Raw genomic sequence first — 25,614 nt, 5'->3', positions numbered from 1 at the left:
AGGTTTAGCCGTCATGCAACGCAAGCACACAGCCCTCAAACGCCTGACCACCGCCGCCCTGCTGCTGGCGCTGGCCGGGTGTGGGGTTACCGACCGAATCGGCAAACGCATGGAGGACAGCTGGGCTGCCGACATGCTGGCCGACAGCGAAAAGGTCATCCTGACCTCTGACGGCGGCAACCAGCTCAACCCTGATGCCGAGGGCAAGCCACTGTCGGTGGTGATGCGCGTGTACCAGCTGACGGACCTCGAGCGCTTCGCCGCGACCGATGCCGAGACCCTGTGGGATACCCCGCAAAAGGCACTGGGCAACACCCTGGTGGAAGCACGCGAGATCACCCTGCTGCCGGGCATCGGCCAGATCGACCAATGGCCGCTGGCCAAGAATGCTCGCTACGTTGGTGTGGCGGCGTTCTTCCGCGATGAACAAGGCGCGCGCTGGAAAGTCGCTTTCGACGCCAACTCGCTGCGCAAGGACGGCATCTGGTTCTCCTCCGACGGCCTGCGGGTACTGGTGGACAAGACTGAAATCAGCGCCATGCGTGGCGTGGATGTGCTGAACAAACCACCCACCGCCGACCAGCTCGCGGCTGCGCAAAAGGCCAACGACGCTGACCCGACCCTGACGGACAAGGTGCAGGGCGCAGTTATCGAAAAAGCCTCCGACGCCGCAGGCCAGTCGGCCAGCAACGCCATGGATTCAACCTTCAACTCTTTAGTGGATAGCGTCAAATGAGCAAGCAGAGCCGGGTGATGTGGTCGGAAGGCATGTTCCTGCTGCCCCAGCACTTCCAGTACCAGGACGAGTTCCACCAGCACCAGTTGGCTGAGGCGACCCTGCGCAGTACCCCTTTCCATTGGGGGGTACAGGCGCTGCAGGTCGACGAGGACGCCCTGGCCAACGGTACGCTGCAGCTCAAACGCCTGAAGCTGGTGTTCCCAGATGGCAGCCTGTACGACGCTCCGCAGCACGACCCGCTGCCTGCCGCACGCGACCTCAAAGACCTGCTCAAGGCCAATGACCTCAAAGTCTATGCTGCACTCAAGCTGCCTGAGCCCTTTGGCCTCAATTACGTCGAAGATGGCCACGAACACAAGGCTGCGCGGCGTTTTCGCAAACAGTTCGACACCCTGCCAGACCTTAACGAAGGCGAACTGGAGAACGAAATCACCAGCCTGCGCCTGAACGTGGTAATGCTGGTCGACGGTGACAGCCTCGACGGTTACACCCATTGTCCATTGGCCAAGCTGACCCGCAACAGCATGGGCGGCTTCAATATTGACCCGCATTTCGTCCACCCTACCCTGCACCTGGGTAGCCACGAAACCATCGTCGGCCTCGGCAAGCGCCTGCTCGGCGCCCTGCAGGCCAAAAGCAAGGCACTGTCCGGCCGGCGACGTGAGCGCGCCGACCAGATCGCCGAGTTCGGGTCCAGCGACGTCACCCTGTTCTGGTTGTTGAACACGGTCAACCGTGCCCACCCGCAGTTAGCTCATCTGCTGGCTCACCCGCGCCTGCACCCGGAGCGCCTGTACCTGTTCCTCGCCGACCTGGCTGGCGGGCTGCTGACCTTCACCCTGGACACTCAGTTAAGCGATATCCCTGAGTACGACCATCAAGACCCTGCAGCATCATTGGTGAAACTGGACGAGATGATCCGGGTAATGCTCGACAACGTCGTGCCCAACCAATGTATCGTCATCAACCTTACCCAGACCAAACCGTCGCATTGGCAAGGCCAGTTGCATGATCCACGCCTGGCCGAGGCGGACTTCTATATTGCCGTGCACGCCGACATGCCCGGCGCCAGCCTGCTGGAGCTGGTGCCCCGGGCGTTCAAGGTCGGCTCACCGGAAGACATCGAAGTGGTGGTCAACAGCGCCATGCCTGGTGTCACCCTCAATCATGCCGCCCGGCTGCCGAACGCGATTCCGGTACGCCTGGACAACCAGTACTTCGCCATCGAGCCGCACGGCAATGTGTATGAGCGAATGATCAATGCCCAGGCTATCTGCTTCTATGCGCCCAGCGCCTTTACCAACCTCAAGCTCGAACTGATGGCGGTGCTCAAATGACCGAAGCCGTATTGCAACAGGGCGCCGTCGCGGCCGCCAATGACAAACCGACACTCAAGGACCTGGTCCAGGACTTCATCAGCATGGCGCTGATCGTGCGTCGCGGGCGGCAGGTCACCTCGGTGCAGGCTTTCGAGGGCAGCGTCGAGCGCTTTTTCAACAACCTGGAGCGTGATGCCCGCGCCGCCAACTACAGCGTCGAGCAGGTCAAGGACACCCAATACGCACTGTGCGCTTTCCTCGACGAAAGCGTACTGCGCTCAGGCGACAACGAACTGCGCCGGCACTTTGAACTGCAGCCGTTGCAGTTCCGCTATTTCGGCGTGCACCTGGCCGGTGAAGGCTTCTTCGAGAAAGTGGATGCGCTACGTGCCGACGTCAAGCAGAACATCGACGTGCTCGAGGTCTACCACCTGTGCCTGGCCCTGGGCTTCGAGGGCAAGTTCAGCCTCGGCCAGAAAGACCAGCTGCGTTACCTGGCCAATACCTTGGGCCAGGATATCGCCCGTTACCGCAAGGCGCCCAAAGCCCTGTCACCGGACTGGGCCCTGCCCGACCAGGTGTCGCAGATGCTGCGCCATGAAGTGCCGCTGTGGGTGTATCTGGCGCTGATCGCGCTGGTCTGCATCGCCGTGTACCTCACGCTCGACTGGTTGCTGGACAAGGACGTCGCCGCCCTGTCCGAACAAATCCGCCAGCTGTTCAGTGCCTGAGCACACGTTAGGTAGCCGAGTCAGGAAGACATGAAAACATTACTGCGTCTGTTGAAGAGTTTCTGGGTGCTGCTGCCATTGCTGTGGCTGGCCAGCCTGTTGATTTGCTGGCTGGCCGCGCCGCTGGTGCCGTGGCTGCGTCATCACGTGCCGGAAGCGCTGGCAATCATCAGTGCCTGCTTCCTGCTGGTGATTGTGCTGCGCCAATATCAGCGCATCCGTGCCGAACACAACCTCGAGAACCTGCTGCAAATCGAGGTCGACCGCTCGTGGAATGCCACCGGCGAGTTCCGTGACCAGCAGGTGCTGCGCGAGCGCCTGAAGCACGCCATCGCCATGCTGCGCACCGACCGCTCTGCCGGAGGCGGCGGCAAGGCCGCGCTGTCCGATCTGCCCTGGTACCTGGTGGTTGGCATGTCGGCTGCGGGCAAGACTTCGCTGCTGACCCATTCCGGCCTGTCGGCCAGCATTGCCACGGCAAACGACAGTGAAAGCGGTACCCAGCACTGCGACTGGTACTTCAGCCCCGATGCCGTGATGATCGATACCGCCGGGCGCTACCTGCGCGACGACCAGTCGGCCAGCGAGTTCTCGGCCTTTCTGCGGATGCTGCGCAAGCAGCGCGGCAAGGCGGCGATCAATGGCCTGGTCCTGGTGGTCAGCCTGCCCGAGTTACTGGCGGCCAACAGCGATGAGCGCAATGCACTGGCCAACCAGTTGGTGGCACGGGTCGAAGAGTACGCCGAATGCCTGGGCGCCAACCCGCCGATCTACCTGATGCTGAGCAAGACCGACCAGTTGCCGGGGTTCAGCCAGGCATTTGAGGGCCTCGACCTGCACGAACGCCAGCAGCCGCTGGGCATGACCTTTGGCCTGTCGGAAATCCGCAACAATGGCCTGCACGCCGTGCTGCAAACGCGGCTGAAAAACCTGCAAGGCCGTATTCGCCAGCACGTCGACGCACAGATGATCGCCCTCGGTGCCGAAGCCGATAGCACCCTGTTGAACTTCCCGCAGTATTTCGCCGCCCTCAGTGAAGTGCTCGAACCCTTCCTTGACCACTTCACCCAGGGCCATCGCGGTGGTAATCCGCTATTGCTGCGGGGCCTGTACTTCACCAGTGCGCTGCAGACCGGGCAGCAGCTGGGGCAGGTTTATGAAGACGTCATCGCCGATGAGTTCGCCCTGCAGGCGGCCTACGACGAGCGCGTCGAAAGCACCACCAAGGCCGTCGGTAACCGCAGCTACTTCATCACCGACACCTTCCGCCGGGTGATCTTCCCGGACCGCGACCTGACTTTGTACCAGTCGCGCCAGGGCAGGCAGGCCGCGTTCAGCCCTCTGTTACTAGGCCTGGCCGTCGCCACGGGGGTTGCGTTCATCGGCTGGCAGGCTCTGTCGTTCATCAACAACCGGCAATGGCTCGAAGGCCTGCGCGGGCAACTGGCGCAGATCGAACAAGCGCAGGAGCGCGAGCAACTGCTGGCTGCCGGCAAGGGGTTGGAAGTGCTGCGCGAACAGATGTCGATCGTCGAAGCCCATCGCCTGCAAGGTGTCCCGCTGCAATTGGCTGCCGGCCTCTACCATGGCGAAGCGATCCACCAGGTGAGCAGCGCCGCTTACCTGGCACAATTGCGCAGCCAGGCGCTGGAGCCGATCGCCCGCAGCCTGCAAGTGCAGATGCGCGCGTTCAACACCTTTGCCAACGGCATCAACCAGGCCCTGGAGTTCACCCCGGCGCCGCAGCCTAAAAAACGCAGCGCCAAGGCAATCACCGCTGCCGTGGCCGCCAAGGCCGCAGCAGTCAACACCCGCCTGGGCGCTTACGCCGCCAAGGTCAACCTGGCCACGGCCAGCGATGCTGCCGAGCTGTCTGCCACTACCGGCGGCCTGTCGTTGTCCGAAGAAATGCTTGGCCGGTTGAACGAACAACAGGTGGCCTCGATCATCGAGGCCTACAACACACTCAAGCTGTACCTGCTGCTGACCGAACCCCAGGCTCACCCGGACCCGGCCTTCGTCGCTGCGAGCCTGCCCCAGGCCTGGGCCGGTGCAGCAGCTGAAGGGTCCCCGGCCGACACCAGGGTAATCGAAGAAAACGTGCCGCTGTACGTGCAACTGCTGGAGCAAGGCCAGGCGCCCGCGCTGCCGCGCAACGAGCAGTTGATCAACGAAACCCGGCAGAACCTCAAGGCATTCATGATCTCCAGCTCCCTGGTCGATCGCGAATACCTGCGCCTGCAACTTGAGTCGAGCCGCCAGTTCCCGGCACTGAGCCTCAACGACCTGGTCCCGCAACCGGGCCGCGCGCTGCTGTACAGCTCCGCTGGGGTACCGGCAATCTACACGCGCCAGGGCTGGGACACGTTCGTCAAGCCCGAGCTGATCAAGCTGGTGTCGGGCAACCTGCGCAACGAGTCGGATTGGGTGCTGGACGGCGAAGGCGGTGATGCCGTCGTGCAAAAAGCCAACTTCGTGCGTGAGTTCATGGCCCGCTACAAGCGCGACTACACCCAAGCCTGGTACAAGATGGTCAGCAGCGTCGGTATGCGCCATTTCGCCGACCTGGCCTCGGCCACCGATCAACTGGGCCTGCTCAGCGACGTGCAGAACTCGCCGGTGAAGAACCTGCTGGCTGCGGTCAATGACAATACCCGGTGGGACCTGCCGATCAACCATGCGATCCCGAGCCCAGGTGCCGCCCGCGATGACGGCTTCTGGAGCAAGGTCACCGGCCTGTTCGATGCCAATGACGCCCTGCCCGCCAACGTCGCCCCGGCCCTACCGGCGGTGGATGACGGCAGCCTGGCCAAGCGTTTCGAGCCGGTGGCGCGGGTGTTCGCCGAGAACAACGCAGAAGGCGCCGACAGCACCATCATGGACCGCTACCTGGCTGCGCTGCGCAAGCTCAAGGTGCGCATGAACAACATCCAGCGCTCGCAGGATGTGGGCAAGGGCAGCAAGCAGTTGATCAGCGAGACCCTGGAAGGCCAGCCGAGCGAAGTCACTACCGTACGCAATTATGTGGAAGGCAGCGTCGATACCAGCCAGGACGGCCTGTCCCGCTCCTTGCAGGGGCTGTTCAGCCTGCCCATCCAGTACGCCTGGGCCACCCTGCGCGACCCGGCCGGCCAGCAAATCGCCAAGGCCTGGGCACAGCAGATCGCCAAACCGTGGGAACAGGTCATGGCGCACCGTTACCCCATTGCCGGTGGCAGCAACAACGAAGCGTCGGTGAAAGACCTGCAGCGCTTCGTCGACCCGCAAAGCGGCCTGCTCCCGGCGTTCAAGCGTAACGAAATCGGCAACCTGGCCGGCGGTGAAGGCCTGGGCGTGGGCGACAGCAAGGGGCCAGCGCTGGTCAACCCCGGCATGCTCCACAGCATCGACAAGGCCAGCTCGGTGGGCCAGGTGATCGCCAGCCTCTCGGACCGTGACAACGGCTTTGAGATCATGCTGGAGCCTTCGGCCAACTTCACCGACATCGTGTTCACGCTCGATGGCCAGGAACAGCACTACCGCAACGGCCGCAGTAGCTGGAACCGCTTTGCCTGGCCGGCCACCAGCAACGCTCCCGGCGCACGCCTGGACGTGGTTACCCTGAGCGGCGCACGGCTTACCGTGTTCGACTTCCCGGGCCGATGGGGCCTTCTGCGCATGAACGAAAGCGCCCGCGTCGACGACCTGGACGGCATTCAGCAACGCTTTAGCTGGAACACCGCCAGTGGCCGCGTGAGCCTTGTTGTACGCAACTTCGGTGGGGTCAAGCTGACCGATCTGGGCAACGTCAAGGCCCTGAGCGCCCTCAACGACAGGGGCGCGCAATGATCGGTTGCTTCGGCAAGCTACCGACGAGCGCGGACTTCGTCAGCCTGCACGGCGCGACGGAGGAAGCCTGCGAGTTCGACGCCTGGTTGCAATCATCGCTGGTGGCCATGCGCCACCGCGATGACTGGCAAGCGTTGTTCGACACGCTGCCGATGTGTTTCTTCAACTACCGCGCACGCAACGGCAACTGGCTGCTGGGCGGCCTGCTCAGCTCGCGCGATGCCAGCCAACGGCGCTACCCGTTCTTCATCTTCCAGCTGATCAAGGGCGAGGAAGGCATTGCAGGGGGCAACCCGTTCACCCTTGGCGAACTGTTCAGCGCGCAGATCAAGCCTTTGCTGCATCAGGCCGTGCAAGGCGCCGATTGCGCCAGTCTGTTCGAACGGATCAAGGCCTTGCGCCCGCTGCAGGGCCAGGACCTGGACCTGTTCCGCCGGGTCCATGCCAAGTTCCTGCACGACTTCAGCTTTGCTGATGTCGCCCGCGCCCTGCACGGTTCGTGGCCGGGCTTCGACAGCGCCACCGCGCTCGCTCACCTGAAAAACAGCAGGGGCTCGCTGCACGGCGACTTTGCGGGCGGCATTGAATTGCCACTGCCGGCAGAACGCGGCCTTAAAAATCCTGTTGCCGATCTGTGGCTGACCTGGCTGACACGCATGAGCGGTAGCCATGGCGTGCCGGCGGTAAGCCTGCTGGCCGATGACTTCATGCACCCGCGCCTCTACTGCTTCCCGTCGCGCCATGCCAACTGCGCCTACCGACTGCTCAGTGGCTGCGCTGACAAGGGTGAGCACCTGAAATTGCTGAGCCCGCTGACAGGTGCACCACAGCTGCACGATTACGACCGACCTCTTGAACACGTCATCGACCAGTTCGTCGATGCACTGGATGCGACGCCTGTATGAACAAGATCAAGTACTACTGCCTGCGCTACCAACCCTACCTGCTGGGGGTGGCGTTCTTCCTGGCGATTTTCCTGGTCTGGGCCATTGGCCGTGCCTTCGGCTTCGCCTCGCTGCACAGCTTGCTCGCAGGTATCGGCGTGTTTCTGTTGCTGTCAGCGGGCTATGTACTGCTGCTGTACCGCGGTGTCGGCCAGCACCACAACCTCGAAGGCTTGCTGCGTGACGACGCTGACCAGGCCGTACTCAGCGCCACCCCGGCCGACCGCGAAGAAGTCAGCCTGTTGCGCGAGCGCCTGCTGCAGAGCATCGAGCGCCTGCACAGCAACAAGCCCCGCGGCGCCTCGGCCAAAGACGCGCTGTATGCGCTGCCCTGGTACCTGGTGATAGGCCAGCCGGCCGCGGGCAAGAGCACCATGATCCTGCAGTCGGGCCTGAACTTCCCCTATGCCGAGCGCGAAGGCGCAAGGGTGGCGGGCTTGGGCGGCACGCGCAACTGCGACTGGTTTTTCAGTTCCGAAGCGGTGCTGCTGGACACCGCCGGGCGCTACATGAACAGCCCGGAAGAAGCCGGCAAATGGCGCGGCTTCCTGCAGCTGCTGCGCCAGCATCGCCAGCGCCGTCCCCTCAACGGGTTGATCGTCAGCGTCAGCATCGACGACATCCTGCATGGCTCGGCCGAGGACCAGGAGCGCGTGGCCAAGCGCCTGCGCGAACGCATCCAGGAAAGCTGCGCCCTGCTCGAAGTGCGCCTGCCCATCTACCTGGTGTTCACCAAGTGCGACCTGATACCCGGGTTTACAGCGTTCTATCGCCAGCTGGACGACGCCTCACGTGGCGAAGTGATGGGCAAAACCTTCTCGCACAAGGGTTACGAACAGGCCGACTGGGGCCAGCGCTTCGGCAAGGCCATGGACGAGCTGACCGGTTACTGGCGGCAGGTGGCAGGCCAGCAGTTGGTGCAACAGGACATTCAGGTAACTCGGCAGAACAACGCTGCTTATCGGTTCCCGCTGGAGCTCGCCGCCCTCAAGCCGCGCTTGCAGCAGTTCGTCGACAGCCTGTTGCGTGCCAACCCGTACCAGAGTGCCGAAATGCTGCGCGGTTTCTATTTCACCGCCGCGCTGCAAGCCGACGAAGCCCAGTGGGGCAGCCACGGCCAGCATGTGGCCGAGCGCTTCGCACTCGAACACGCCGCAGGTGCTGCCGAAGCTGGCAGCCAGCCGGCGCCGCTATTCATCAATAGCCTGTTCCGCAAGGTCATCATCCCCGACCAACACCTGGTTGCGCTGTACACCAGCAACCACCGCGAACGCCGGCGCAAGGCTGGCTGGGTCGGCGCCGCCGGCCTGGTAGCCATTGTGCTGTGCAGCCTGTGGGGCTGGTCGTACCTGAACAACCGCGCCACCCTGGCCAGCATTGCCGGCGAACTGGCCCAGGCCAAGGCCGACGACCAGGCTGCCAGCGGCCAGTACACCGCCTGGCGTAGCCTGGATCGCTTGCGCTTCTGGGCCGCGCACTACTATCAGCAACACCATGAGCAGGGCGTGCCGCTCGGCATGCGCCTGGGCCTTTACCAGGGCCATGAAGTCGAGCCGCTGCTGCGCAGCCGCTACTTCGCCACGTTGCAGAACGTGATGCTCAAACCCACGGCCGACAACCTCACGCGAACCCTTTACCTGTTGACCACGCTCAAGGTCTACCAGCGCAACACCCGCGAGTTGCAGCCGGTGAGCGGTGTTGACAGCGTCGAGGCCGAGGCACTGCCGCATGACAACCGCGCCCAGTCGATCGCAGATTTCGGCAAGGCCACCCTGGACACCTATGTGATGCTGTCCCCGGCCCAGCGCGAAAAGGCCGACCCGGCGTTCCTCAAGGCGCACCTGCCGGACTACTGGTACCCGGCTATCGCCCGCCACACCGGCCAGCGCATGACCGCAGCCGGTAGCGAAGCAGACAGCAACCAGGACTACCTGTACGCAAGCCGGCAGATCACTTTCTATAGCGACCAGATCCGTGAGCCGGATGCGCCACGCATCCTCGACAACGCCTTCCTGATGTCCAGTTCGCGTAACTACATCGACAGCCTGCGGGCCCAGTCGCTGCGCTCGATCGAGACCATCACACTGGAATCCGACACCCTGTTCGCTTTCGGCCGCGCCGACTTCCAGAGCCTTAGAAACGAAGGCCAGGGCCAGCTTAGTGCGATTGCCAGCAAGCTGCTGAACACCCCCAACATCGGCAAGATCGTCATCTCGGGCCACGCCGACCAGTTGGGCGACAGCCAGGGCAACTTGCAGGTTTCGAAACAACGGGCGCAAACCATACGCACCTATCTGGTCGGCAAGGGCGTGCCTGCCGAACTGGTGGTTGCACAAGGCGAAGGGAGCCGCAAGCCATTGGTCAATTGCGACATGCAGCAACCGCGCGCGCAATTGATCAAGTGTCTTGAGCCCAACCGCCGGGTAGAAATCGAAGTGCGTGGTCTCAACTGAGCCATGCCGCAAGAACCGGTCGCCCGGGCCTCACAGGAGGAGGCCCGGGGGGCGGCAAGCTACCTCTGCCGGCGTGCCCGGCGAGGTCAAAACCAAGGGGCGCATGAGCAACCCTTTACATGTAGTTAATGGAGAGTTTCACAATGGCATTTGACGCGTATATCCAAATCGACGGCATCCCGGGCGAAGTACTGGATGACAAACACAAGGACTGGATCGAAGTGCTGGGCTACGAGTACGGCGCCACCCAGGCTACCTCGGCAACTGCCAGCTCCTCGGGTGGTGCGTCGTCCGAGCGTGTTGCCCTGAGCGACTTCAAGATCCGCAAAGCCGTCGACAAGGCTTCGGCCAAGCTGTTCGAGCACTGCTGCACCGGCAAGCACATCGCCAAGCTGAAGCTGAACGTGAACCGTGCAGGTGGCGATAAAGTCACCTACCTGACCATCGACATGGAAGAAGTCGTGGTCTCGTCGGTGAAGTTCGTTGCCGGTGGCAGCCAAGGGGGTGAAGACAAGGCCGTCAGCGACCTGCCAATTGAAGAAATCAGCTTCAACTTTGCCCGTATCAAGACCACCTACACCCAGCAGAACCGCACCGACGGTCAGGCCGGCGGCAACATCGTCGGTGGCTGGGACCGCACCGCGAACAAAGTGTTTGCCTAAGCAGGTGACAAACCATGGGCCGCTTCGGCGGCCTGAACCAGCAGCGCCGCCAGGTCTTCTGGCGCGCTGTTCATTAGCCATGTCCAGAGTGTTATATGCCTGAAATCCTCAATGACCTTTCGCTGGCCACGCTGGCCGCCCCCATCGAGGGTGGCAGTGGCGAAGACTTGAGCTTCTCTGCCTTGTTCGACCAGATCAAGGAGGCACGCCGGGCCGACCCTGACTACCTGACACAGGGCGACTGGCAAACCGACCTGAAGACTGCCAACTGGGAGCAGGTGATCGACCTGTCGGCGCAAGGGCTGGCGGAGCAAAGCAAAGACTTGATGCTGGCGGCCTGGCTCAGTGAAGGGCTGGCGCAGCGCGAGCACTTCAAAGGTATCACCTTTGGCCTTGAGCTGACCGAACGGGTTCTGGACGCGTTTTGGGAGACGCTGTACCCAACCCTGGAAGACGGCCTGGATGAGCGCGCAGCGCGGCTGTCCTGGCTCAAGACCACACTCAGCGACATTGCCGGTGGTTTGCCTATTACCCAAGGGCAGAATTTTGGCGTGTTGCGTTATGACGAATCACGCCACGTAGAAAACCTCGCCTTGCAAAACCCCAAGGCAATGCAGACAGCGCTTAACGAAGGCAAGATCAACGCCGAGATTTTCCAGCGCTCGGTAGCACTTAGCGACACCGATCACCTGCGCGCCAAGGCCTTGGAGATTGCCACCAGTCTCAATGCATGCAAGCGCCTGCAGGCTACGGTAGACCGCCTGTTCGAGCGCGAGGCACCCAGCTTTGCCAGCCTTGCCGACATGCTCTCGCGTGCAAGCCAGCTGGCGGAGAAACTGCTCAAGGACCGCGGTGTCGAACTGCACCCCACCCTCCTCGAGGAGCAGGAGCCAGAGGCCGTCACGGCCAACCCCCAATCAGCAGGTGAACAAATGGATACACGCCCACCGGCGACTGTGCCAGCCGCCATGCGCACCACGCCGCTGACCCGCGACGAGGCGTTCACCATGCTTGCGGGCATTGCCCAGTACTTCAAGCAGAGCGAACCGCAAAGCCCGGTACCCTACCTGATAGAACGTGCAATAAAGTGGGGCAACATGCCGCTGGAAGGCTGGCTCAGTGATGTGATCAAAGACAACAATGTCGTGGACAACATCCGTGATGTGCTAGGCACCCGCTAGAATGCTGTTACTTTGACGGCCACTCCCCCAACGTTCAAGGATCGCCGCATGCGTCAGCGCCCTACCTCGCCAACGGGTTTTGTTCGAGTCCGTGGCGCCCGCGAGCACAACCTGAAGAACATCGATGTGGATGTGCCCCGCGATGCCTTGGTGGTATTCACTGGCGTGTCCGGCTCGGGCAAGTCTTCACTGGCTTTTTCCACGCTGTATGCCGAAGCCCAGCGTCGCTATTTCGAATCGGTGGCACCCTACGCCCGACGGCTGATCGACCAGGTTGGCGTGCCAGACGTGGATGCCATCGACGGCTTGCCGCCGGCGGTGGCGCTGCAGCAGCAACGCGGCACGCCAAGCGCACGTTCCTCGGTGGGTAGCGTGACCACCCTGTCCAGCTCGATCCGCATGCTCTACTCGCGGGCCGGCCACTACCCGGCCGGGCAGGCGATGCTGTACGCCGAAGACTTTTCACCGAACACGCCCCAGGGCGCCTGCCCGGAGTGCCACGGCCTGGGTCGGGTCTACGAGGTGACCGAAGCGACCATGGTCCCCGACCCGTCGCTGACCATCCGCGAGCGCGCGGTGGCGGCGTGGCCGATGGCCTGGCAGGGGCAGAACCAGCGCGACATCCTGGTAACGCTGGGCTATGACGTCGACCTTCCCTGGCGCGACCTGCCGCAAGCGCAGCGCGACTGGATCCTGTTCACCGAGGACACGCCCACCGCACCGGTGTATGCCGGCCTGACCCCGGCACAAACCCGCGAAGCACTCAAGCGCAAACAGGAGCCCAGCTACCAGGGTACGTTCATGGGCGCCCGGCGATACGTGCTGCATACCTTCATGCACTCGCAAAGCGCGCAGATGCGCAAGCGCGTGGCCCAGTACATGCGCCCCAGCCCCTGCCCGCTGTGCCAGGGCAAGCGCCTGAAGCGCGAGGCACTGGGCGTGACGTTCGCCGGCCTGGACATCGCCGAGCTGTCGCACCTGTCGCTGCAGGCGCTGGCCGAGGTGTTGCGCAAGGTGGCGGCAGCGGATTACCTGACCCAAAAACAGGATGCGCTGACGGTAGAAAAGCGCCTGGCTGCCCAACGCATCGCCAACGAGTTGCTCGAACGCATCGATACCCTGCTCGCCCTTGGCCTCGGTTACCTGGCCCTGGAGCGCAGCACCCCGACCTTGTCCTTCGGTGAGCTGCAACGCCTGCGCCTGGCCACCCAGCTGAATTCGCAGCTGTTCGGCGTGATCTACGTGCTCGACGAGCCGTCGGCCGGCCTGCACCCTGCCGACAGCGAAGCGCTGTTCGAAGCCCTGCAACGCCTGAAGCAGGCTGGCAACTCGGTGTATGTGGTGGAGCACGACCTGGACACCATGCGCCGCGCCGACTGGCTGGTGGATGTAGGGCCAGATGCCGGCGAGCATGGCGGCACCATTCTCTACAGCGGCCCGCCCGCAGGCCTGGCCGAGGTCGAGCCGTCGCGCACTCGCGCCTACCTGTTCAGTGCCCCGGCCCGGACCACGCGTGAACCCCGGCAGGCCCGCGACTGGCTGAAGCTTGAAGGCATCACCCGCAACAACCTGCACAACGTCAGCGCCGCCTTCCCGCTTGGCTGCTTTACCGCCGTTACCGGTATTTCCGGCTCGGGCAAGTCCAGCCTGGTCAGCCAGGCCCTGCTGGACCTGGTGGGCGCGCACCTGGGCCATGCCGAGCAACGTAGCGAACCCGAAGAACAAAACCTGGAAGACGAACCTGAACAGGCCAGCAGCGGCCATGTGAGTGCGGGCCTTGGCAGCATCAAGCGCCTGGTGCAGGTCGACCAGAAGCCGATTGGCCGCACGCCGCGCTCCAACCTGGCCACCTACACCGGCCTGTTCGACCATGTGCGCAAGCTGTTCGCCGCCACCGAACAGGCCAAGGCCCAGGGCTTTGACGCCGGGCGCTTTTCCTTCAACGTCGCCAAGGGCCGTTGCGCCAACTGTGAAGGTGAAGGGTTTGTCAGCGTCGAGCTGCTGTTCATGCCCAGCGTCTACGCGCCCTGCCCGACCTGCCATGGCGCCCGCTACAACCCCGAAACCCTGGCGGTGAGCTGGCAAGGCATGAACATCGCGCAAGTGCTGCAACTGACCGTCGACCAGGCCCTGCAGGTATTTGCTGAACAGCCACCGGCACGCCGGTGCCTGCAAGTGCTGCAGGATATCGGCCTGGGTTACCTGCGCCTGGGCCAACCGGCCACCGAACTGTCCGGTGGCGAAGCGCAGCGGATCAAGTTGGCTACCGAACTGCAACGCCAGGCCCGCGGGGCAACCCTGTATGTGCTGGATGAGCCCACCAACGGCTTGCACCCGCAAGACATCGACCGGCTGCTGGTGCAGTTGAACCGACTGGTCGAGGGCGGGCACAGCGTGGTGGTGGTCGAGCATGACATGCGCGTTGTGGCGCAAAGCGACTGGGTGATCGATATCGGGCCAGGGGCCGGGGATGCCGGGGGCAAGGTGGTGGTCAGTGGCACGCCGCAGGAGGTGGCCGGGTGTGCCGACAGCCGCACAGCGGCGTTTTTGGCCAAGGCCTTGTAGCGCCTGCGCATTGCCAGGTTCCACGAACGGCGCTTAGAATGCGATCAATTCTTAATTGCACCCCTTTTGCCGGAACCTTGCGCACGCCATGCCGCCCGCCGACCCTACCCTCAACCTGCAGGTCCAAACGCTGTACACCGAGCACCATGGCTGGCTGCAGGGCTGGCTGGGGCGCAAACTGGGCAACGCCTGCGATGCCGCCGACCTGGCGCACGACACATTCGTGCGCCTGCTCAGCCGCCAGGGCAATCACTGCTTTGGCAACGAACCCCGGGCCTTGCTGACCCACATCGCCAAGGGCCTGGTGGTCGACCGCTGGCGCCGTCAGGATGTCGAGCGGGCCTATCTGGAGGCCATCGCCCATTTGCCGCAACCCGAGGTGCCCTCCCCGGAAACGCGCTGGCTGATCCTGGAAACCCTGTACCGCATCGACGCCATGCTGCGCGACATGCCGGCCCGGGTCCGCCAAGTGTTCCTGCTGTCGCAGCTGGACGGGCTGACCTATGCGCAAATCGCCGAGCAGCTGCAGGTTTCACTGATCACGATCAAGCGCGACATGCGCACGGCTTTCCTTGCCTGCCTGAGCATCGAGTGATGGTGCAGCGTATCGACCCGCTTATCCTTGGCGAAGCCGCTGACTGGCTGGTGCAGCTGCAATCGGGCACGGCCACCGAAGACGATCAGCGTGCCGTGCAGGCCTGGTGCCAGCGCAGCGCCCAGCACGCCCAGGCCTGGCAGCGTGCAGAGGCCATCCTGGGTGATTTCCGCCGCCTGCCCACACCCGTTACCGGTGAAACCCTGCGCCGGCTCAGCCGTAACGGTGCAGTCAGCCGCCGCCAGGCCCTGCATCGCCTGGGGCTGTGGCTGCTGGCAGCACCGGCGGCCTGGCTGGCGTGGCGAGAAACACCCTGGCAGCAATGGACCGCCGATGCGCGCACAGCGGTCGGCGAGCAACGCGCGTTGACGCTGGCCGATGGCAGCCAGGTGCTGCTGAACACCGACACAGCCATCGATATCACGTTCGACGCCCGACAGCGCCGCATCGACTTGCTGGCGGGCGAAATCCTGCTTACCAGCGCCAAGGACCCTGCTACCCCGGCTCGGCCACTGCTGGTGCGTACCCTGCATGGCCAGGCGACTGCACTGGGCACCCGTTTCAGCGTGCACCTCGATGGCCCGTTGACCCGGGTAGCCGTGCTCGAAGGCGCGGTCGAGGCCCGCCCGGTGCACGCCACCAGCGGCCTGCTGCTCCGGGCCGGCGAGCGCAGCGCTTTCGATGCCGACCGGGTACTGCCCGCCGCTGCGCTGGAAACCGGTGACCTGGCCTGGGAGCACGGCATGCTGCTTGCCCGTGACATGCGCCTGGCCGATCTGCTGCAAGCGTTGGCCCGCTATCGCCCCGGCGTGCTGCGCTGCCACCCTGCAGTACGCGAGTTGAAGGTGTCCGGCGCCTTCCCGCTGGCCGATACCGATGCCAGCCTGCGGCTGCTGAGCGACACCCTGCCGGTGACAATCCAGGGCCTGACCCGTTACTGGGTAACCGTAGAACCTCTCGGCTAACGCAGTCCCCTGTAGGAGCGGCCTTGCGCCGCGATGGGCCGCAAAGCGGCCCCGGCAGTCTTGCAAGAAGGCAGAGAACCTCGGACCGCTACGCGCTCCATCGCGACGCAAGGTGCTCCTACAGGGGCCGTGAATATTTCGTTGATACCTTTTCCTGCGTCGTCCGGTGATGAGTGCAGAACCTTTATTTTCTGCACCCACAGGACCCTCGCATGACGCCCCGCCAGACGTACCGCTTGCCTTTGAAGGCCCTGAGCCTCGCCATCGCCATGGCCGCCCTGGCCCCCACAGCGATGGCCGCCGATGCCACCTCGCGCAGTTACCACCTGGCTGCCGGGCCACTGGCCGACGTGCTGGCGCGCTTTGCCGCCAGCGCCGGGGTACCGCTGTCGTTCGACCCGGCGCTGCTCAAGGGCGCGCAAAGCCAAGGGCTGGACGGCAACTACAGCGTGCCGGAAGGCTTCGCCCGCTTGCTGGCCGGCAGTGGCTACAGCCTGATAACCACCGACAGTGGCGGCTACACCCTGGCGCCGACGGTAGACCTGGGCAATGCTTTGGAGCTAGGCGCAACCACCATCAACAGCGACCTGGCCGCCAGCAGCGACACCTGGCAAGGGGGCCAGGTGGCCCGTAGCGCCCGCCTGGGCGTGCTCGGCGACCAGGCAATCAGCGACGTGCCGTTCAGCGTTACCAGCTATACCGCCAAAACCATCGCCGACCAGCAGGCCCGCACGTTGGGTGACGTGTTGCTCAATGACGCGTCGGTGCGCCAGTCGGCGGGCTTCGGCAACTTTTCGCAGGTGTTCACCATCCGCGGTTTGCCGTTGAATACCGACGACATCAGCTACAACGGCCTGTACGGGGTGCTGCCGCGCCAGATAGTGACCACCGAGGCGCTGGAACGGGTGGAGGTATTCAAGGGTTCTAGCGCCTTCCTCAATGGGGTCGCGCCACAGGGCAGTGGCATTGGGGGTGCCATCAACCTGGTGCCCAAGCGCGCCGAAGACACCCCCACTCGGCATATCACCCTCGACTACGCCACTGGCGACAACGTTGGCGGCCACCTCGACCTGGGCAAGCGTTTTGGTGAAGACAACCGTTTCGGCGCTCGCATCAACCTGGCCCAGCATGACGGCGGCACCGGCGTCGACGACGAGGCCCAGCACTCTACTCTGGTGGCCGTGGCCCTTGATTACCGTGGCGAACGGCTGCGCCTGTCCACCGACCTGGGGTACCAGAAAGAGCGGATCAACCAGGGCCGCGCAGTGATCTACCCCACCGGCAGCAAGGTGCCCCACGCGCCATCTGCACGTGACAACTACTCGCAGCCCTGGAGCTGGTCGCAGCTGGAAGACACCTACGGCATGGTGAACGCCGAGTATGACCTGAACGACAACTGGATGCTGTACGCCGGCGCCGGCGCCAAGCACACCCGCGAAAATGGCGAGTATTCCTCGCTGTACGTCAGCGACGCCAACGGCACCGCGCGTGGTGGTTTCCTTTACTCGCCCCACGACGAAGACAACAAGAGCGCCGTTGCCGGGCTGAATGGCCGCTTCGCCACCGGCCCGGTCAGCCACCGGGTCAATTTTGGCCTGTCGGGCATGTGGGGTGAACAGCGCTCGGCCTACGAGGCGCTGGCCGCCAGCAAGCGCTACGACAGCAACCTGTACAACCCGGTGAAGGTGCCGCGCCCGACCGATACCTATTTCGGCAGCGACCTGCACGACCCGCGCATCGTCGGCAAGAACCGCAACAAGAGCGTTGCGTTGTCCGACACCCTGGGTTTTCTTGATGACCGCGTGCTGTTGACCGTGGGCGTGCGCCGGCAATCGATCAGCGTCGACAGTTGGGCGACGGCCACAGGTGTGCGTAACACGCCGTACGACGAGTCCATCACCACCCCGGTGTATGGCCTGGTGATCAAGCCTTGGGAGCACGTGTCGTTCTATGCCAACCGCATCGAGGGCCTGGCCCAGGGCCCGACGGCACCGTCGAGTGTCAGCAATGCCAACGAAGTATTCCCGCCCAAGCGCAGCAAGCAGGTGGAGGCCGGGGTGAAGCTGGACTGGAACAACGTTGGCGCCACCTTGGGCGTGTACCGTATCGAGCAGCCCAACAGCGTCACCTACCGCGCTCCCGGGGCAGCGCTGGATACGTTCAGCATGGACGGCGAGCAGGTCAACAAGGGGGTGGAGCTGAACCTGTTCGGTGAGCCGGTGGACGGCCTGCGCCTGTTGACCGGTGCCGTGTTCATGCACACCGAGCAGAAGAACACCGCCAATGGCAGCAACGACGGCAACCGCGCTGCTGGCGTGCCGCGTTTCCAGTACAACCTGGGAGCCGACTGGGACGTGCCCGGCATTCAGGGCGCCGCCCTCAGCGCCCGGGTGCTGCGCACCGGCGGCCAGTATGTGAACGCGGCCAACAGCCTGAGCATTCCGGCCTGGACCCGGGTGGACCTGGGCGGGCGCTACCGTTTCAAGGTCGATGACAAGCAGGTGACGTTGCGGGCCAATGTGGAGAACGTGGCGAACAAGGCGTACTGGGCATCGGCGTCGACCTCGAACAACTATCTGACCCAAGGTACACCGCGGGTTTTGCGCTTATCGGCCAGCGTGGATTTCTGAGCCTGGAGGCCGGAGCAGGCTGTAACACTTTTCTTTGCAGTTGCCGCTCAAGTACAGTCTGCCCCATGGACAAATACGCCCCCCGCCAGTGGCTCCCCCACGAAAAACCCAGCCTGCCGGGCTCGCCCTCCACGCCCCTGCATTCGCCAGCCAAACGCCTGGCCTACGGGATGGTCGGCCTGCTGGTAGCCATCACCGGTGGCCTGGGCAACGCGCTGGTCACCGCCAACCTGGTGTTCCTGCAGGGCGCCCTGGGCGCGACTACCGCAGAAATGGCCTGGCTGCCCGCCGCCTACGTCATGACCAACGTGTCCATCAACCTGCTGCTGGTAAAGTTCCGCCAGCAGTTCGGCCTGCGCGCGTTCACCGAAGTGTTCCTGGTGCTGTATGCCTTGGTCACCTTCGCCCACCTGCTGGTCAACGATCTCAACTCGGCCATCGCCGTGCGCGCAGCCCACGGCATGGTTGGCGCAGCGCTCAGCTCGCTGGGGCTGTACTACACGATCCAGGCATTCCCCGCGCAATGGCGGCTGAAGGCGATGGTGCTGGGCCTGGGCGCCTCGCAACTGGCGCTGCCGCTGGCGCGGATCTTTTCCGAAGACCTGCTGCAGATCGCCGAATGGCGTGGCCTGTACCTGTTCGAACTGGGGCTGGCACTGGCAGCGCTGGGGTGCGTACTGATGCTCAAGCTGCCGCCAGGTGACCGCTTCAAGACGTTCGAGCCCTTGGATTTCCTGACCTTCACCCTGATGGCCAGCGGCACCGCCCTGCTCTGCGCCGCGCTGTCGCTGGGGCGCATCGAATGGTGGCTGGAGGCGCCGTGGATCGGCGTGGCACTGGCGGCATCGATCGCCCTGATCTTCGCTGGCCTGGCCATCGAGCACAACCGGCGCAACCCGTTGCTGATGACCCACTGGCTGGGCAGCGGTGCGATCATTCGCCTGGCACTGTGTGTGGTGCTGATCCGCATGGTCACCTCCGAACAGTCCACCGGTGCGGTCGGTTTCCTGCAGGTGCTGAACATGGGCAGCGAGCAGATGCGCACGCTGTACTGGATCATGCTGTTGGGTGCCGTGGCGGGCCTGGCCAGCAGTGCCCTGACCATCAACCCCAACCACCTGGTGATCCCGCTGCTGGTCTCGCTACTGGCCATGGCCACAGGTGCGTTCATGGACAGCAGCTCAAGCAACCTCACACGCCCGGCACAGATGTACTTCAGCCAGTTCCTGCTGGCGTTCGGGAGTACCTTTTTTCTCGGCCCGTCGATGGCCCTGGGCATCAGCCATGTACGCGCCAACCCGCGCAACCTGGTGAGTTTTTCGGTGTTGTTCGGTATCTGTAACAACCTTGGCGGCCTGATTGGCGCGGCACTGCTGGGCACTTTCCAGACCTGGCGCGAAAAGTTCCACTCCAGCCACCTGATGGACCGCCTCAGCTACCTCGAACCGTTGGTGACTGCCCGAGTCCAAAGCGGCGGCGCCGGTTACGCTGGCATCATCGCCGACCCGGCCCTGCGCAACGAGGCCGGCATGCGTGTGCTGGCCAATGCCGCCACCCGTGAAGCGAATGTCATGGCCTACAACGATGTATTCGTGCTGATCGGCAGCATCGCTATCCTGACCATGATCTGGATCTGCATCCGTAGCACCTGGCTCTGGTACGCAGGACGCCAGACCACCTCCACCGACTCCACCCCCGGCGCGCCCACCCGATGACCGACGACACCCGCACCACGACCACCAACGCCATCGCCGAAACCCCGGAAGGCACCACACCGCCCAGCGAGCCGACCAGCCCGGGGCGCTCGCGGCGGGTGCGTATCCTGTCAACGATCAGCTTCGCCTGCGTGGCCCTGGCCGGCATCCTGCTGGTGCTGTATGCCTGGCGCCTGCCCCCATTCGGCAGCGCTATCGAAAGTACCGAAAATGCCTTGATACGCGGCCAGGTGACCATCATCGGCCCGCAACTCAGTGGCTACATCGTCGACGTGCCGGTGCACGACTTCCAGTTCGTCAGGGCCGGCGACCTGCTGGTGCAACTGGACGATCGCATCTACAAGCAGCGCCTGGCCCAGTCCATCGCCCAGCTGCAGCAACAGCAGGCGGCCCTGGCCAACAACCTGCAGCAGCGTAAAAGCGCCGAAGCCACCATTGCCCAGCGTCAGGCAGCCATTGGCGATGCCATGGCCCAGGCAGCCAAGGCCAAAGCCGACCTTGGCCGCAACCAGGCGCTGGTCAATGACGGCTCTGTGTCACGCCGTGAACTTGACCTGGCCCGTGCCAGTGAAGCCGCTGCCGTCGCCAGCCTGGCCCAAGCCAGAGCGGCGCTGGAAATCGCCCGCCAGGACCGGGAAACGGTGGTGGTCAACCGGGCCGCGCTGCAGGCCTCGGTGGAGAACGCCAAGGCGGCTGTGGAGCTGGCGCGCATCGACCTCGACAACACCCGGGTCACCGCCCCGCGCGACGGCCAGCTTGGGCAGATCGGTACACGCCTGGGGGCTTACGTGAATTCCGGCGCGCAATTGATGGCGCTGGTGCCCGACACCTTGTGGGTGATCGCCAATATGAAGGAAACCCAGATGGCCAATGTACGCATCGGCCAACCGGTGAGCTTCACCGTGGATGCGCTCAACCACCTGAAGCTTCAGGGGCATGTACAGCAGATCTCGCCAGCAACCGGCTCGGAGTTCGCCTTGTTGCAAGCGGACAATGCCACCGGCAACTTCGTCAAGATTGCCCAGCGGATTCCGGTGCGCATTACCGTGGATGCCGACCAGCCAGATGCCAGACACCTGCGGCCGGGGATGTCAGTGGTGGTCAGTATCGATACCCGTAACCAGGATTGATGTGCTTGCTGCCGACCTACATCCACCAGGCCAGCACCACCGGCAGCCAGGCGAACGAAAGCACCGTGGAACACATCACCAGGTTCGCCACCTGCTCTGGTTCACGGTTGGCTCGCACCGCCATCAGGTAGTTGAACACGGCCACCGGCATCGCCGACTGCACCACCAGCACCGCTCGCTCAAGGTTGTCCATGCCCAGCGCCGCCCCCACTGCCCAGCCCATCGCAGCCCCCAGGCCAATGCGCAAACCGCCCAGCAACAGGCCGCTGCCCACGTGGCGCAGGCGAATGCTGGCCAGCGATACCCCTAGGGTCAGCAGCATCAGCGGGATGGTCATGCCGCCCAGCAGGTCTGCGGTGTTGGCAAGCCAGCGCGGCAGTTCGAAATCGAGAAAGATGATGGGCATGGCACCCGCCAGACTGATGACGATCGGGTTGCGCAGCAGCGCCTTGAGCGAAGCCGCCGTGCCGGAAATGGCCATGCCGATGGTGAACTGCACGATCGACAGGGTCAGGAAAAACGCCACGGCCAGTGCCAGGCCGTGCTCACCGAAGGCGTACAGGCTGATCGGCAGGCCCATGTTGCCGGTGTTGGGGAACATGAACGCCGGCAGCAGTACTCGCCAATGCATGCCCGAAGCGCGACACACCAGCAAAGCGGCCAGGGCCATGCCCAAGGTGCACAGCAGGCAAGCCAAAGCCATGCTGGTGAAGGCATCCGGGTTCAGCTCGGTGCGGCTGAGGGTGGACAGCACCAGCGACGGGGTGCCAACAGTCATCACAACCCGGGCGATGAAGTCGGTGGGGTAGTCCAGGCCCTTGCGGGCCCAGGCATAGCCGATGCCGGCGACGATGAAAACCGGGGCCAGGACTGCGAACAGCGACGCGAACATGATGGGCCTTCCTTGGTGTGGGTTCAGTATTATGCAGCAGTCCGTGAGAGGGCCGGGGCCGCACAGGGGCCCCAAGATGTCTGCCCAAGACACTTTCATGTCGCCCTTGGACTGCGGCGTCTCGTCGCATACCCGTGCCCCTTGGGCAAAAGCTTCCAAGCCCGTAGAATCCCGCTTCCTTTTCGCCCGTCGCCTTGAACGGTGGCAACCCGCAGCAATGACAGAGTCCGTGCCTGAACACATGAACGCACATGTGAAATAGGCTCAACCTTCCCCGCCCGGCCCATTCCCAAAGGGGCCAGCGGTTGAGTCTTGCCCAGGTCGCATCCGTGTCGCCACTCGCCCCCTTGTCGGGTCGAGCCGGTGTGCGCGTCCGAGAAGGCGCTCATTCCGCTCATCCAACTAGAGGTTCGTATGTCTCCGCGTTTGCTGGCCATGGCGCTGGCGCCCCTGCTCGGGCTGTTCATCATTGCCCTGGGCAACGGCTTCATGTCTTCGCTGACCACCCTGCGCCTGGGCGCTGCCGGTGAATCGGCCACCACCATCGGTGTCGTCTCGTCGACCTACTTCATCGGCCTGACCCTGGGCGCCATCTTCAACGACCGGCTGATCTTGCGCATCGGCCATATTCGCGCCTACACAAGCTTTGCTTCGCTGATCGCCGCGACCATCCTGCTTCAGGGGCTGTTCTACGATGTTACCTGGTGGTCGGTGCTGCGCCTGATCAACGGCTGGGCAGCAGTCGGCGTATTCCTGGTGATCGAAAGCTGGCTGCTGCTGGCCGGTGACGCGAAAATCCGCGGCCGCCTGCTGGCGCTGTACATGATTGCCTTCTACGGCGCCGGGGTGATTGCCCAGGCAGGCCTGGGCGAAATCACCCAGCTTGGCGACACCGCACCCTTCATGCTGGCTGGCGTGCTGGCTGCCCTGTCGGTGCTGCCTATCGTGATCCTGCCGCGGGTATCGCCCCTGCTGGACCAGGTCGAACCCCTCAAACCCCGCCAATTGCTGGGTGTGGCGCCGTCTGGCCTGGTTGGCTGCTTCGGTTCGGGCGTGGCGATTGCCGGCATCTATGCCCTGCTGCCGTTGTACCTGCAGCGCATCGGCCTGGCGGTGGGCGAGGTCGGCAACATGATGGCCTGGGTGATCCTCGGCGCCATGCTGCTGCAATACCCGGTGGGCCGCTGGTCCGACCGCAAGGACCGTCAGGACGTCTTGATCGCCCTGGCCGCGCTGTGCGTGGTGCTTTCGCTGATCACGGTATTCCTGCCGTCGGACTCTTTCCTGCTACCGGCCATGCTGTTCCTGCTGGGTGGTGGCGTGTTCACGCTGTACCCGGTGGCAGTCAGCCACGCGGCCGACCGGGCGCCTTCCGATGCGCTGGTACCGATGATTCAAGGCTTGCTGCTGATCAACTCGCTGGGTTCGGCCATGGCGCCGGTGGCGATTTCGCCGATGATGACCGAGTTTGGCGAGGCCGGGTTGTTCTGGGCCTTTGCCGTGGTCAACCTGGCCATGGTGTGCTTCTTCATGTGGCGCCGTGGCAAGCGCCCGGCCGCAGAGCACCCGGCGCCGTTCACCGCCTCGACCACCTTCTCGCCAACCGGCGCCGAGCTGCGGGTCACCGAAGACCTGATGCATGCGGCGCAGGAGCATCCACCGCTGGAGCCGGCGGAAACCCCGGCGCCAGCACAGCGCTCAGAATCTCATTGATTCCAGGGCCGCTCTCACAGGCAATCGCATTTCCTTGTGGGAGCGGCCTTGCGTCGCGATTGGGCTGCAAAGCAGCCCCGAAAATGACCACCCGTCGCCCAGAAGGCACCCCGCCACCCGTCGCCAGCCAAACGAATGACAGATCATCCGCAAAGGAGCATTCCCATGATCCGCATTCGCCCGCTTTCGCTGTGCCTGGCGCTGGCCTTGACCAGCCTCACCGGCATCAGCTTCGCCGCCACCGACACCAACACCGACAGCCGTCCGCAAACCGACCAGTCTGGCGGCAAGACCGCCGGTGACGACAGCAGCGTCAACAGCCCCGGCAGTGGCCAAGACAACGACAGCAGCGACACCGGCAGCAACAGCGATGCCGCCGACGGGGCCAGTGGGGGTTCCAACAGCACGGGCGAGGCGACCGGTTCTGGGGCCGGGCACACCGGCGGCACCGCCGAGGACCAGGACAGCCACTAAGGCTCGCCTCGGCTACACTGCGCCCCAAAGCCCTGCCAAGGATTCGTCATGAACTTCAAACTGTGGCTGCTCGCCGCCCTGCTGCCTTGCACGGCGTTGGCCAACAGCAGTAACCAAGGTGCGCTGTCGATCAGTTCCTCGTCGTTCACCGATGGTGGCGTGATCGCCCTGCAGCAGGTCGGCCCAGACCCGGCCTGCGGCGCCGGTGAAGAGCGCACCCCGCAACTGAGCTGGGAAAACCTGCCCGCAGGTACCCGGTCGCTCGCGCTGATCATGTTCGATCCGGACGGCGGCAAGGGTATCGGCGTGGTGCACTGGGTCGCCTACAACATCGACCCGGAACACGATGGGCTCAAGGAAGGCATGGCGGGGCTCAGTGGGCAATACGTGACTGTGGGGCGCAACTCGCGGGGCACCCTCAGCTACCGGGGCCCCTGCCCACCCGCTGGTGACAACCCGCACCATTACGCACTGACCCTGATCGCCACCGACCTGCCGTTGGGCACCTTGCCCGAAGGCCTGGACCGCAATGGCCTGCTGCAGTTGCTACAAGGCCACGCATTGGGGGCGCAGAGTCTGGTCGGTCGTTATGGTCATTGAACCAATCAGTACAAAAACAAATGATCGGCCCCATAGCATTTATCCATTGAATGGCCCGGTAAAACTGAAGTAAGCTCGGGCTCATTCACTGGAGAGCAACATGCCAAAACACACCCGCAACCACGCCAACCACACCGGCCGCAACCTGCGCCCTGTGCTGGCCGTTGCCGGCTGCGTGGCACCTGCCAGCTATTACTTTGGGTATTGGTTTAGCCACTAGGCGCCGATACCCACACGGCGCCCACCTTCGAGGGGCCGCCGAACATGAGAATACTCAAACCCCCGGTCGGCTCCCCGACCGGGGGTTTTGCTTTTCAGGCCTTTGAACAACACCGATTCACATTGAGGACAGATTCATGAACTACGCCACTTATTACTACGCAAACACCTCTGCCTGGCGATTTAGCCAATCCCGTTCGGGCCAGCCTGCCGCCTCCGATCGGTCCTCTACCGGTGGCAATGCAGCAGCCAATACGAA

General features: G+C 63.9%; 18 protein-coding genes. 17 read left to right on the top strand and 1 reads right to left on the bottom strand.

The annotated features are described in order from the left end of the window. Positions 1–13: 13 nt before the first annotated feature. From tssJ to MRBLPB4O_RS13110, 14 genes are all read left to right on the top strand, one after another. Positions 14–736 (top strand): type VI secretion system lipoprotein TssJ, encoded by a 723-nt coding sequence (gene tssJ / locus MRBLPB4O_RS13175; protein WP_138737720.1) that lies wholly within the window; start codon positions 14–16, stop codon positions 734–736. Beyond that, a complete protein-coding gene (gene tssK / locus MRBLPB4O_RS13170) occupies positions 733–2,076 on the top strand; it encodes a type VI secretion system baseplate subunit TssK (RefSeq protein ID WP_341798779.1) in 1,344 nt (447 codons plus the stop codon). Before tssJ ends, tssK begins: the two co-directional genes overlap by 4 nt. Further along, positions 2,073–2,789: a type IVB secretion system protein IcmH/DotU gene (icmH, locus tag MRBLPB4O_RS13165; protein WP_341798778.1), complete on the top strand. Its 717-nt coding sequence runs from the start codon at positions 2,073–2,075 to the stop codon at positions 2,787–2,789. Before tssK ends, icmH begins: the two co-directional genes overlap by 4 nt. Positions 2,790–2,819: 30 nt before the next feature. After that, entirely contained in the window at positions 2,820–6,617 is a 3,798-nt protein-coding gene (locus MRBLPB4O_RS13160; protein WP_341798777.1) for a type VI secretion protein IcmF/TssM N-terminal domain-containing protein, read from the top strand. After that, positions 6,614–7,522, top strand: coding sequence for a type VI secretion system-associated protein TagF (gene tagF / locus MRBLPB4O_RS13155; protein WP_341798776.1), 909 nt, complete (start codon positions 6,614–6,616; stop codon positions 7,520–7,522). Before MRBLPB4O_RS13160 ends, tagF begins: the two co-directional genes overlap by 4 nt. Beyond that, positions 7,519–10,014 (top strand): type VI secretion system membrane subunit TssM, encoded by a 2,496-nt coding sequence (gene tssM, locus MRBLPB4O_RS13150; protein ID WP_341798775.1) that lies wholly within the window; start codon positions 7,519–7,521, stop codon positions 10,012–10,014. Before tagF ends, tssM begins: the two co-directional genes overlap by 4 nt. Before the next feature lie 143 nt (positions 10,015–10,157). Further along, positions 10,158–10,676, top strand: a complete 519-nt coding sequence (locus MRBLPB4O_RS13145) for a type VI secretion system tube protein Hcp (protein ID WP_341798774.1) — start codon at positions 10,158–10,160, stop codon at positions 10,674–10,676. 95 nt (positions 10,677–10,771) lie between these two features. Next, a complete protein-coding gene (gene tssA, locus MRBLPB4O_RS13140) occupies positions 10,772–11,857 on the top strand; it encodes a type VI secretion system protein TssA (protein WP_016499517.1) in 1,086 nt (361 codons plus the stop codon). Between the two features lie 48 nt (positions 11,858–11,905). Further along, the gene (locus MRBLPB4O_RS13135; RefSeq protein WP_341798773.1) at positions 11,906–14,422 is read left to right on the top strand and encodes an excinuclease ABC subunit UvrA; all 2,517 of its coding nucleotides are present in this window, start codon (positions 11,906–11,908) and stop codon (positions 14,420–14,422) included. 88 nt (positions 14,423–14,510) lie between these two features. Then, positions 14,511–15,017 carry a sigma-70 family RNA polymerase sigma factor gene (locus MRBLPB4O_RS13130; RefSeq protein ID WP_028613906.1) on the top strand — a complete coding sequence of 169 codons (507 nt, stop codon included), beginning with the start codon at positions 14,511–14,513 and terminating at the stop codon, positions 15,015–15,017. Then, on the top strand, positions 15,017–15,982 hold the full coding sequence (locus MRBLPB4O_RS13125) for a FecR domain-containing protein (RefSeq protein WP_341798772.1): 966 nt from the start codon (positions 15,017–15,019) through the stop codon (positions 15,980–15,982). The genes MRBLPB4O_RS13130 and MRBLPB4O_RS13125 overlap by 1 nt, the downstream gene beginning before the upstream one ends. Before the next feature lie 212 nt (positions 15,983–16,194). Next, complete coding sequence (locus MRBLPB4O_RS13120) at positions 16,195–18,612, top strand: TonB-dependent receptor (RefSeq protein WP_341798771.1); 2,418 nt, start codon at positions 16,195–16,197, stop codon at positions 18,610–18,612. Positions 18,613–18,677: 65 nt separating this feature from the next. Beyond that, on the top strand, positions 18,678–20,327 hold the full coding sequence (locus tag MRBLPB4O_RS13115) for an MFS transporter (protein ID WP_341798770.1): 1,650 nt from the start codon (positions 18,678–18,680) through the stop codon (positions 20,325–20,327). Further along, positions 20,324–21,457: an HlyD family secretion protein gene (locus MRBLPB4O_RS13110; protein ID WP_341798769.1), complete on the top strand. Its 1,134-nt coding sequence runs from the start codon at positions 20,324–20,326 to the stop codon at positions 21,455–21,457. Before MRBLPB4O_RS13115 ends, MRBLPB4O_RS13110 begins: the two co-directional genes overlap by 4 nt. Positions 21,458–21,473: 16 nt before the next feature. Here the strand turns inward: MRBLPB4O_RS13110 and MRBLPB4O_RS13105 are convergent, their stop codons facing one another. Further along, complete coding sequence (locus MRBLPB4O_RS13105; protein ID WP_341798768.1) at positions 21,474–22,349, bottom strand: AEC family transporter; 876 nt, start codon at positions 22,347–22,349, stop codon at positions 21,474–21,476. Between the two features lie 414 nt (positions 22,350–22,763). Here MRBLPB4O_RS13105 and MRBLPB4O_RS13100 point away from each other — a divergent pair, with 414 nt between their 5' ends. From MRBLPB4O_RS13100 to MRBLPB4O_RS13090, 3 genes are all read left to right on the top strand, one after another. After that, positions 22,764–24,062 (top strand): MFS transporter, encoded by a 1,299-nt coding sequence (locus MRBLPB4O_RS13100; protein ID WP_341798767.1) that lies wholly within the window; start codon positions 22,764–22,766, stop codon positions 24,060–24,062. 165 nt (positions 24,063–24,227) lie between these two features. Beyond that, positions 24,228–24,536, top strand: a complete 309-nt coding sequence (locus MRBLPB4O_RS13095) for a hypothetical protein (protein ID WP_059395338.1) — start codon at positions 24,228–24,230, stop codon at positions 24,534–24,536. A 48-nt stretch (positions 24,537–24,584) separates the two neighbouring features. After that, positions 24,585–25,136, top strand: coding sequence for a YbhB/YbcL family Raf kinase inhibitor-like protein (locus MRBLPB4O_RS13090; RefSeq protein WP_341798766.1), 552 nt, complete (start codon positions 24,585–24,587; stop codon positions 25,134–25,136). The last annotated feature ends 478 nt before the right edge of the window (positions 25,137–25,614 follow it).

Source organism: Pseudomonas sp. LPB4.O, from assembly GCF_038383825.1.
Lineage (GTDB): Bacteria > Pseudomonadota > Gammaproteobacteria > Pseudomonadales > Pseudomonadaceae > Aquipseudomonas > Aquipseudomonas putida.
This window is presented reverse-complemented; position numbering and strand designations above follow the sequence as displayed.

Excerpts from the sequence above, each read along its gene's own strand:
- tssJ (WP_138737720.1), top strand. The coding sequence starts at position 14 with ATGCAACGCAAGCACACAGCCCTCAAACGCCTGACCACCGCCGCCCTG.
- tssK (WP_341798779.1), top strand. The coding sequence starts at position 733 with ATGAGCAAGCAGAGCCGGGTGATGTGGTCGGAAGGCATGTTCCTGCTG.
- icmH (WP_341798778.1), top strand. The coding sequence starts at position 2,073 with ATGACCGAAGCCGTATTGCAACAGGGCGCCGTCGCGGCCGCCAATGAC.
- MRBLPB4O_RS13160 (WP_341798777.1), top strand. The coding sequence starts at position 2,820 with ATGAAAACATTACTGCGTCTGTTGAAGAGTTTCTGGGTGCTGCTGCCA.
- tagF (WP_341798776.1), top strand. The coding sequence starts at position 6,614 with ATGATCGGTTGCTTCGGCAAGCTACCGACGAGCGCGGACTTCGTCAGC.
- tssM (WP_341798775.1), top strand. The coding sequence starts at position 7,519 with ATGAACAAGATCAAGTACTACTGCCTGCGCTACCAACCCTACCTGCTG.
- MRBLPB4O_RS13145 (WP_341798774.1), top strand. The coding sequence starts at position 10,158 with ATGGCATTTGACGCGTATATCCAAATCGACGGCATCCCGGGCGAAGTA.
- tssA (WP_016499517.1), top strand. The coding sequence starts at position 10,772 with ATGCCTGAAATCCTCAATGACCTTTCGCTGGCCACGCTGGCCGCCCCC.
- MRBLPB4O_RS13135 (WP_341798773.1), top strand. The coding sequence starts at position 11,906 with ATGCGTCAGCGCCCTACCTCGCCAACGGGTTTTGTTCGAGTCCGTGGC.
- MRBLPB4O_RS13130 (WP_028613906.1), top strand. The coding sequence starts at position 14,511 with ATGCCGCCCGCCGACCCTACCCTCAACCTGCAGGTCCAAACGCTGTAC.
- MRBLPB4O_RS13125 (WP_341798772.1), top strand. The coding sequence starts at position 15,017 with ATGGTGCAGCGTATCGACCCGCTTATCCTTGGCGAAGCCGCTGACTGG.
- MRBLPB4O_RS13120 (WP_341798771.1), top strand. The coding sequence starts at position 16,195 with ATGACGCCCCGCCAGACGTACCGCTTGCCTTTGAAGGCCCTGAGCCTC.
- MRBLPB4O_RS13115 (WP_341798770.1), top strand. The coding sequence starts at position 18,678 with ATGGACAAATACGCCCCCCGCCAGTGGCTCCCCCACGAAAAACCCAGC.
- MRBLPB4O_RS13110 (WP_341798769.1), top strand. The coding sequence starts at position 20,324 with ATGACCGACGACACCCGCACCACGACCACCAACGCCATCGCCGAAACC.
- MRBLPB4O_RS13105 (WP_341798768.1), bottom strand. The coding sequence starts at position 22,349 with ATGTTCGCGTCGCTGTTCGCAGTCCTGGCCCCGGTTTTCATCGTCGCC.
- MRBLPB4O_RS13100 (WP_341798767.1), top strand. The coding sequence starts at position 22,764 with ATGTCTCCGCGTTTGCTGGCCATGGCGCTGGCGCCCCTGCTCGGGCTG.
- MRBLPB4O_RS13095 (WP_059395338.1), top strand. The coding sequence starts at position 24,228 with ATGATCCGCATTCGCCCGCTTTCGCTGTGCCTGGCGCTGGCCTTGACC.
- MRBLPB4O_RS13090 (WP_341798766.1), top strand. The coding sequence starts at position 24,585 with ATGAACTTCAAACTGTGGCTGCTCGCCGCCCTGCTGCCTTGCACGGCG.